At 60.4% G+C, this 9562-nt stretch carries 6 protein-coding genes; 1 reads left to right on the top strand and 5 read right to left on the bottom strand.

What is annotated here, in order from left to right; all coding sequences use genetic code 11:
- Positions 1 to 106: 106 nt before the first annotated feature.
- Positions 107 to 1063, top strand: a complete 957-nt coding sequence (locus ACYZT0_RS17300; protein WP_462042271.1) for an alpha/beta hydrolase — start codon at positions 107 to 109, stop codon at positions 1061 to 1063.
- Between the two features lie 187 nt (positions 1064 to 1250).
- Here ACYZT0_RS17300 and ACYZT0_RS17295 read toward each other — a convergent pair whose 3' ends face one another.
- The 5 genes from ACYZT0_RS17295 to pvdM all read right to left on the bottom strand — a co-directional run bounded on the left by ACYZT0_RS17295 (position 1251) and on the right by pvdM (position 9377).
- Positions 1251 to 3728 (bottom strand): TonB-dependent siderophore receptor, encoded by a 2478-nt coding sequence (locus ACYZT0_RS17295; RefSeq protein ID WP_462042270.1) that lies wholly within the window; start codon positions 3726 to 3728, stop codon positions 1251 to 1253.
- Between the two features lie 214 nt (positions 3729 to 3942).
- Positions 3943 to 5592: a cyclic peptide export ABC transporter gene (locus tag ACYZT0_RS17290; RefSeq protein WP_462042269.1), complete on the bottom strand. Its 1650-nt coding sequence runs from the start codon at positions 5590 to 5592 to the stop codon at positions 3943 to 3945.
- A 238-nt stretch (positions 5593 to 5830) separates the two neighbouring features.
- Positions 5831 to 6694: a dihydropyoverdine dehydrogenase gene (pvdO, locus tag ACYZT0_RS17285; protein WP_462042268.1), complete on the bottom strand. Its 864-nt coding sequence runs from the start codon at positions 6692 to 6694 to the stop codon at positions 5831 to 5833.
- Between the two features lie 22 nt (positions 6695 to 6716).
- The gene (gene pvdN / locus ACYZT0_RS17280) at positions 6717 to 7997 is read right to left on the bottom strand and encodes a pyoverdine-tailoring periplasmic protein PvdN (protein WP_462042267.1); all 1281 of its coding nucleotides are present in this window, start codon (positions 7995 to 7997) and stop codon (positions 6717 to 6719) included.
- Between the two features lie 30 nt (positions 7998 to 8027).
- Positions 8028 to 9377, bottom strand: coding sequence for a pyoverdine-tailoring dipeptidase-like protein PvdM (pvdM, locus tag ACYZT0_RS17275; RefSeq protein WP_462042266.1), 1350 nt, complete (start codon positions 9375 to 9377; stop codon positions 8028 to 8030).
- Positions 9378 to 9562 lie beyond the last annotated feature (185 nt).

The following is a 9562-nucleotide window of genomic DNA, read 5'->3' as shown; positions in this document are numbered from 1 at the left end:
TCCCTCTTCGCGAGCAAGCTCGCTCCCACAGGGTTCGCGGATAGTTTCAGGATTGTGTGAAAAACCTTGCTGGATTATTGATTATTTTGTTTGAAGGATTCGTCCCATGGCTGTTTTGCCAGAACTTGAAGCATTTTTAGAACTCGCCGAGTTCGGCCGGATGACCGGCAAAAGTCGTGCGATGCATGAACAGTCGCCACAACAGGCGCGGATCGATTTTGAAGCGTCCTCCGGGTTTCTCGATGTGCCGCTGGACAGTGTTTCCTGGGAGGACTTCACCATTGCCGCGCGGGACGGCTACAGCCTGTCGGCAAGGGTGTATCGCGATGGGCAAGCGGTCGATGGGCTGCAACCGGTGGTGTTGTATTTCCATGGCGGCGGGTATGTGGTCGGCAGCCTCGATTCCCATGATGCGCTGTGCCGGCGATTGGCGGCACAGGGTGGTTTTGCGCTGTTGACGGTGGATTATCGCCTGGCGCCGGAATGGCGTTTCCCGACGCCGGTGCAGGATGCCTGCGATGCGGGTAACTGGCTGGTTCGCGAAGGCGTGGCGCATGGCTTGGACGCGACGCGGGTGGCCGTGGCTGGTGACAGCGTGGGTGCGACGCTGGCGACGGTGTTGTCGATCATGGCGGTGCGTGAACCTCAGGAACTGGCGTTGAAACCGAAGGCGCAATTGCTGGTGTACCCGGTGACGGATGTCACGACGAAACGGGCGTCGCATCGGGATTTCGCCGAGGGTTATTTGCTGGAGACGCCGACGCTGGACTGGTTCTACGGGCATTACGGGCGCACGCCAGAGGATTTGGCGGATTGGCGTTGTTCGCCGTTGCTGGCAGCGGATCTGTCCGGTGTGGCGCCGGCATTGGTGTATTTGGCCGGGCATGATCCGTTGCATGACGAAGGGTTGGCGTACGCCGATTTGTTACGTGCTGCGGGGAATGAGGTGACGTTGTTGGAGCAGCCGGGCATGACCCATGACTTTTTGCGCATGGGTGGGTTGTTGAGCGAGGTGGAAGGGGTTCACGCGGAAGTGGCGGGGTGGGTTCGTTCGCGGGTTTGAGGTGGAATCAGATCGTTCCCACGCTCTGCGTGGGAATGCCGCCAGGGACGCTCCGCGTTCCGCTTCTGAAGGTGACGCAGAGCGTCACGGGATGCATTCCCACGCGGAGCGTGGGAACGATCATGGAGTAGCCATAAAAAATGCCCGCATCTCACGATGCGGGCATTTTTCATTTCAGCTCAGCGACTCAGAAATCATACTTCGCGGTGAGCTGCAGGTTGCGTGGCTCGCCGTAGAACGTGGTGCCGAAGTTGCCCAGGCCCGTCAGGTACTTCTTGTCGAAGACGTTGTTGGCATTGGCGGTGAAGCTCAGGTGCTCGTCGTACTGAAAACGGGTCATCAGGTCCACGAGGGTGTAGCCACCTTGCTTGAGCAGGGTGCTGCCGCCCTCGCCACCGCCCACGTTGGGGCTGTAGCTCTGGCCGTAAAAAGCGCTCTGCCAGCTGACGCCGCCACCGACGGTGAACTGGTCCAGCGCGCCGGGCAGACGGTAGGTGGTGAACGTACGAATCACGTGTTCCGGTTTGCTGGTGGCCAGCGGGAAACCGAAGATGCGTTGTTCGTCCTTGTCACGGGTGCGGGCGTAGGTGTAGCCGGCAGACACGTTCCAGTCCTGAGCCAGTTCGCCGGCCAGTTCCAGTTCTACACCATTGGTGGTGCCGCCGTCGGTGGCTTTGAAAATGCCATCGCCGGTATTCAAATCGGTGCCGACCGATTGAGCGACGTTATCCTGCTCAATGCGGAAGAATGCCAGGCTGGCGTTCAGTTTTCCTTCGAAGTAGGCCGCTTTCAGGCCGGTTTCGTAGCTGTCGCCTTCGACCGGTGCCAGGGTCGCACCGTTGATGTCCTTGTTGATCTGAGGCTGGTAGATCTTGGTGTAGCTGGCGTAGGCCGAGTACGTGTCGTTCAGGTCATAGACCACGCCGGCGTAAGGCGTGACGACGCCATGTTCCTTGTAGCCGGCGTGAGTGTCGCTCAGGGTGCCGCCCGGAGTGTAGGAGTAATCCTCGTTGTACTTGAAGGTGCTCAGACGGCTGCCGAGGATGAACGACAGGTCGTCGGTCGGACGTAGGCGCGTGGCCAGGTAAATACCGTTTTGGCTTTGGGTGCGTTCGTATTTGCCGTTTTTCGGGAATTCCTGTTTCGGCAGGCTACCGTTCCAGTCATAGATGCTGCCCGGCACCAGTTCGAAAGCGCTGGTGTCGTAGGTCGAGCCGGTCTGGCGTGAGTGGGACGCCATGAAGCCGGCCACCAGTTCGTGCTCGCGACCGCCCAGGGAGAACGGACCGGAGACGTTCACGTCAGCCATGTTCTGCACGCGATGGCCTTCCCAGCGCCCCCAGTAAAGGAAATTGCCTTCGCCAGTGGTGCGGTCCGCGGAACCACCGCTGGCCGAGGCCAGCCGGGTATCGTGATCGGTGGTTTTCTGGTCGAAGCTGGCCTTGAATTTCCAGTCATTGGCCAGTGCTTGTTCCAGCGACGAGAAATAGGTGACGCTGTCGAAATCACGACGGCTCCAGTCGGCACCGGGGTTGAAACTGCGAGAGAAGTCGGTACGGCCACCGTCGGTGAAGTACGGCGCGTTACCGGTCCAGGAGCTGCCGCGTGGGGTTGCACTGGACTTGTCGACGCCGAGGGTTAACAGGGTATCGTCGGTGAGGTCGGCTTCGAGGATGCCGTAGAACAGGTCTTTCTTCTGGCTGTAGTGATCGATGTACGAATCTTTGTCCTGGTAGGCGCCCACAAAGCGGCCGCGCACGCTGCCGGAATCGTTCAGCGAACCGGAGATGTCGCCTTCGGTGCGGTAGTTGTCCCAGGAACCGGCGGTGGCGCTGACCGACGCCTTGAATTCCTTGGTCGGCTTCTTGCGCACCAGGTTGACGGTGGCGGACGGGTCGCCCGAGCCGGTCATCAGGCCGGTAGCACCTTTGATGACTTCGACGCGATCGAGGCTGGCCGCGTCGTCGCTGTTGTTCGGGTTTTCACCGTACACACCGTCGTAAGGCTGGTTGACGCCATCGTACTGAAAGTTGGTGATGGCAAAGCCACGGGCGGAAAACTCGGTACGGTCACTGTCGTACTTCTGCGACGTGATGCCGGGGGTGTTGCGCAATACGTCACCGACGCTCTTGGCGCCGCGATCGTCCATCTGCTGACGCGTCACCACGGTTACCGATTGTGGTGTTTCACGCAGGGTCAGCGGCAGCTTGGTCGCGGTGGTGGTCGCGCCGGTGGTGTAGGAACCGGTGTCTTCGGTGGTCAGGCCCAGGGCCTGGCCGGTAATGGTGGTCGCGCCCAGTTGCAAGCTCGAGGAACCGCCGGACACCAGGGTGACGCTGTTGCCGTTGATCTGGAACGAGATGCCGGTGCCTTGCAGCATGGCCTTCAGGGCGTCGGACGGTTCCAGCGAACCGGACACCGCGCGGGACTTGATGCCGGCAACCTGGTCCGGGCTGTAGAGGATTTGCAGATTGGTCTGCATGCCCAGCTCGGTCAGCGCGTTGGAAAGCGATTGACCTGCGATGTTCACTTTCACAGGTGCAGCATTGGCCATCGAGCTCCCCAGCAAGGTGGCGGTCAGCAGTACGCTAATGAACAGGGTGCGATGCAAAGTCGGGCGCTGTACGGCCAGCGCGAGAGGTGTGCGGCGTGGTTGAGGTCGCATTACTTACCTGAGCTCCAGAAAAAGTGTTGTGCAGAGTATTTGTTAATAGGAATGATTATTAGACGCAGCGCGAACGAAAAACCGGAAAGAAACTGGAAAAATAAATGTCGGAAGGCGGTTGTAGGAGCCAGGCTTGCCGGCGAAGGCGTCCTCAAGATCGCTTTCGCCGGCAAGTCGGATCGCCGCACCGCTGGCTCCTACGGGGGCCGGGTTGTCAGGCGGGGGCCAGCTCGGTGACGACCCGGCCGCTTTCCATGCGCACCAGTTGGTCCGCCACGTCGAAGTAACGGTCATCGTGGGAGATCACGATGATGGTCTTGCCCAGACGTTTGAGGTCCGGCAGCAACTCGGTGTAGAAAATCCGGCGGAAGGTCGGGTCCTGATCGGCCGCCCATTCATCGAACACCAGCACCGGACGTTCCTCCAGCCAGGCATTGACCAGAGCCAGGCGTTTGCGCTGGCCGGTGGAGAGGTCGGTGGTGGTGAAGTGGCCGTCCTTGACGCTGACCTTGTGCGCGATCTCCAGCCGTTGCAGGTATTTGTTGGCGTCTTCGGGGATGTGCTGATCGCCTTGGACCACATCATCGAACAGGTAATAGTCGGCGAAGATGGTGGTGAACAACTGGCGATAGTCATCGCGGTTTTGCGCATCGATCGCCTCGCCGTTGACGCGGATTTCGCCCTGTTGCGGTGTGTACAGGCCCAGCAGCAGCTTGATCAGCGTGGTCTTGCCGCAGCCGTTCTCGCCGACAATAAAGGTGATGTCGCCTTGCTTGATCGTCAGGTTCACCGGCCCGAGCTGGAACGGCGCAGCACCTTCGGCAGCCGGGAAGCTGAAACGCACATCGGCCAGTTTCAGTTCGTGTACCGCTTGCTTGACGTTGCCTCTATCGCTGAGCAGCAGGTGAGGTTCCGGGGTGGAAAACTGCTCCGAGAGTTCGGCGATGCGGCGGAAGGCAATCTGCGCGCGGCTGACAATCGGCAAGGTGCTGATCAAATGCTCTAGCGGGCCTTTCATGTACAGCAGCACCAGCACAAAGCCGCTCATTACGGTTTTGTCGGCACTCGGCCAAAAGGTTTGCAGGGCCAGGGCCAGGCCGATCACCACAAAGAACAGCATCGAGCCGAACGTCTTGGCAATGACGAAAGTGTTGATCGAGCGCACCTGAGTGTTGCAGATGAGCTCGGCCGTAGCCTTGATTCCCGAGACGAACATGCGCTGGCGGCGGGGACGATGAATGCGCAGTTCCTTGGCACCTTCGGCAATTGCGTTGTAGTGCTTTTGCAGTTCGTCTTCGGCCTCACGGGCGGCCATGAAACCCTGCACCCCTTTGCTCTGGGCGTAAGCCTGAATGGCCGTGCCGATCAGGATCGCGGCGACCATGATCAGGAACATTGGCCACGACAGAATGGCCAGGTAGCCCATGCAGCCCAGGGTCACGGTGACGGAAATGGCCAGCGGCGCGAAGGCGAAAGCGAAGTCGCTGATGGTGTCGACGTCGTGGGTCAGCACCGGAATCAACCGGTGGCTGCGATAGCGCTCGATCTGTTCGATCGGTGCCGAGAGAACCTTTTCACCCAACTGTTTACGCAGCTTGGCGATGATGTGCTGGCCCACATAGTTGGTGCCGATGTCCGAACAAATCGAACTGGCCAGTGCCAGCAGGCACAGGCCGGCGAACAGGGCGACGACGCCTTGGGTCAGGCCGGTGTCCGAATGCAGGGCGTTGTTGATGGTCGCCAGCAATACCGTGACGCTCAGGCCGCCGACCATGCCCAGGAAAATGGACGCGGCGACGATGAGCCGAAAGGGTTTCAACAGGGCGAACAATTCGCCGATGGCGCCACAGGTAGGCTGGGTCATGGAAGACAGTTCCTTGGGTCGTAAAAGGCAGATACCCAGTAGAACGTCTGGTGGAAGGCTTAATTTACAAGGTCGCCGACTGGTGGCGATCCGATAATAACTGCGTGCCTGATGATCGTTCCCACGCTCCGCGTGGGAATGCATCCCGTGACGCTCTGCGTCACATTCACCAGCGGAACGCGGAGCGTCCCTGGCGGCATTCCCACGCGGAGCGTGGGAACGATCAACACCAGAAAGCTTAAAGGTCACGCACGATGCGGAAACCCATCCAGTCGCCGCGTTCTTGCGGGTACTGGCTGTTGCGGTTGCCGGAGCGCGAGAACACCGGCGCTTCACCCCAGTCGTTGCCGCGAATCCGCACGGCTTCGCAAGTGGGCTCGACCCAGGCGCTGCCATCGGTGGGGGCACCGACGTAATCAGGGTGTTCGCAGTCTTCGACCCATTCGTAGACGTTGCCGTGCATGTCGTACAGGCCGAAGGCGTTCGGCGGGTAGCTGCCTACTGGCGAGCTGTAGCTGTAACCGTCCGCCGGGCCATAGGTGTTGGCGTGTTTGCTGATGCTGTATTCCTTGCCTTCATCGAACGGGAAGGGGAACGGCCCTTTGCTGCCGCCACGCGCGGCATATTCGCGTTGGGCTTCGCTGACCATGTGGTACGTCTGCCCGGTCTTTTTCGACAGCCAGGCGACGTAGTTCTTCACGTCATCGAAGTTCATGCACACCGCCGGCTGACGCGGGCTCTGCGGATAACGCGGCTTGCTGGCGACGCACTCGCGACCCGGCCGGGTGTCGCCATTGGCGATGGTCACGCCACTTTCGCGTACGTAGCTGTCCCATTCGCCAGCGGTGACCTGGAAGCGGCTCATGGCGAACGGTTTGACAAAGGTCACCTCGTGCATCGGACTTTCATCAGGCTCGCGCCCGACTTCCTCGTCCGGCGTACCCATGGTGAAAGTGCCAGCCGGCAGCACGACCATCTCCGGGCAGTCCCGGCAGTCCTTGAACACTTTGCCCGGTTGCGCGGGTGCGGCAGCCTGGGCGGCAGTCGGCAGCAGTCCTGTGAGGAGGGCAGTCAGCGTCAGAGTCAGCAGATCACGGTTCATGAATCAACTCGATTAAAGGAAATCACAGGCTCTTGCTCAACACGGCCATAAAACGGTCGATATCGTTTTCGGTGTTGAGCAGGCCGGGGGCGATGCGGATCACCGGGCCGACGTCGCGGTCCACCGAATCGCAGACCACGCGGTTTTCCATCAGCTGGACGGCGACTTTTTCGCAGTCCCGATCCTTGATTCGGAAGAAGGTAAAGCCGGCCGACAGGTCCGGACTTTTTGGCGTGACCAGTTCGACTTGTGGGTGCTCCAGCAAGCGGTTTTTTGCGTAAGTATTGAGCGCGTGGATGCGCGACTGAACGTCGGCCTTGCCCAGCTCCAGGTGCAGCTTGAAGGCTTCGTCCAGCGCCCAGCGATGCTCAAAGCTGTGATAGCCGCCGGGGGTCATGATGGTCGAGAAGGTGGTGGCTTCGGAGAACGTCGGGATGGTCGGTGTGACGTCCTTGAGCTCGGCCGAACGCGCGCAGATGATTCCGGTACCGCGCGGGCCAAACATCCATTTGTGCGTCCCGGCAATGAAGAAATCGCAGTGCATGTCGGGGAAGTCGAGGTTCTCGACGCCGAAACCATGGACGCCGTCGACCACATACAGGATGCGGTCCTTGTCTTCGCGGTTGCGGTTCTGTTCGTCCACCAGTTTGCCGATCTCGCCAATCGGCAGTTTCACACCGCTGCCCGATTGCACCCAGGTCATGCCGAGTACGCGAGTGTTGCGGCGAATGCCTTTGGCGATCGAACCGAGTACTTCATCCACTGAAACGTCGTGACTGTTCTCGAACAGCTTGAGCTTGCGAACGTTGACGCCGTCCTTTTGCTGGCGGTACGCCAAGGCGTAGTTGGTGGCGTAATGTTCGTGTTCGCTGGTAAGGATTTCCTGGTCGGGGCGCACATGTATGCCGCCGTAAATCAGCGACAGGCCCTCGGTGGTGCTGCCGGTGAGGGCGATTTGCTCAGGTTTGGCCTTGAGGTAACGACCGGCCCAGACGCGCACTTCCTGCTCGCGCTTTTCGGTTTCCCCCAAGTCCCAGTCCATGGCCCGACCGGGATTACGGTCGAGGTTGGCACGGTGCATGTCGATGGCTTCACGCACCGGTCTTGGGTGTGAGGTCACCAGAAAATTGGCGAAGTGCAGGTAATCCGGGTCCTGATTGAACATCTGGCGTAGGTGCGCCCATTTATCCTTCGGCAGCGGCGCCGGATTGGCGGCCAGCGCCGGCAGGTTCACGGCAGCACCCAGGGGCAGGCCGGCCGCGAGAATACCGGCCTGCTTGAGGAATGAACGACGGTTGGTCATGAGCTCGATTCGCTTTTGCAAAAGGGTGGATCAGTTATTGGCGACAGGCTTGGACGATTTTTGCACCTGGTCCCAGACCCGCAGGAAATTGCCGCCCCAGAGCTTGGCGATATCGGCTTCGCCGTAGCCACGGCTGATCAGCTCGGCCGTCACGTTGCGGGCCTCGCTGACATCCTTCCAGCCCTCCAGACCACCGCCATCATTGAAGTCGGAACTGATGCCGACGTGGTCAATGCCGATTTTCTTCACGGCATAGTCGATCGCGTCGCCGTAGTCCTTGAGGTTTGCCTTGGGCTCCTCGTCGACGATGGCGTAGAGCTGACTGGCGTACTCACCGAAACGTTGTTCGGGCCAGACGGTGATCACTGGATCCCCCGGCATCAGCGCCATCTCCAGGCCTTGCAACGGTTGCAGGTCGAAGCGTGCGCGCAGGGCGTTGAGTTTGTCCTGGGTGGCCTGGCTGAGTGGGCGGATGTAGGTCGGGAAACCGACAATCTGCACCACGCCGCCGCTGTTCTTGATCAGCTGCATTTCCTGGTCGCTGAGGTTGCGCGGGATGTCCACCAGCCCGCGTGGCGCCGAGTGGGAAGCGACCATTGGTGCACGGCTCAGCTGGGCGACTTGCTCCAGCGCCTTGGTCGACATTTGCGAAACATCGATGATCACGCCGAGGTCGTTGAGACGGTGCACGGCTTGTTTGCCAATCTCCGAGAGGCCGCCGAGGGCGTCCCGCGAGTCATTGAAAAACGGCAACGGCCGGGACGAGTCGGCCCAGGCGTTGTTGCCCACGTAACTGAAGCCAAACATGCGCATGCCCCGGGCCGCCCATTTGTCCAGGCCGTTCAGGTCGTTGCCCAGCGGATAGGCGTTGAGCATGCTCATGAAGATCGCGAACTTGCCTTCGCCGTGCAGGCGGCGGAAATCGTCGGGGGTGTAGGCGATGGCGACCTGATTGGGGAAGTCACGAACCAGGGTACTGATGATTTTGTAGCGGGTTTCCTGCTCGAACCGTGCCTCGTCGACAAAACCTGCAGTGGGCCGGTGAGGGGCGTTGGCACCGTTCCAGATTTCCGGCCAGCCGAAAATCGTCAGGGCTGCGCCAGACAAGCGTCCGCGCCCGGTCTTGACCAGGTCGAACTGCCCGGTGCCGTCCTTGTCCGCTTCATTGCCGGCGGTGCCGAAGTCCAGCGGGACGGTGACGTGGCTGTCGAAGGAGAGGATTCGCTCGTGCAACTCATCGGCCTGTTTCATCACCTTGACCGGGTAACCGGGATTGTCCTTGAACCCGTAATCCCAGGCTGCAAAGCCTGCACCGGCGCTGATCGCCAGGGCCAGCGGCAGGCCGATGTAAAGCGCCTTTTTCGAACGTGGTTTTGTCATTGCCGTCTCAGTCAGGTTCGCCGTTGGGTGCAGGCGCAGGGGCCTTTGCTATCTGGGAAGAACGAGTGGCCTGCCAAGGAATTTAGTGTTTGTGCCGGCCTCTTCGCGAGCAGGCTCGCTCCCACAGTTGATCTGTGTACGCCTCGGTCCAATGTGGGAGCGAGCCTGCTCGCGAAGCTCTTAAA

This window comes from Pseudomonas sp. ZS1P83, assembly GCF_054897825.1.
The sequence above is the reverse complement of the archived record's forward strand: the minus strand, read 5'-3'. Positions and strand labels throughout refer to the sequence as shown.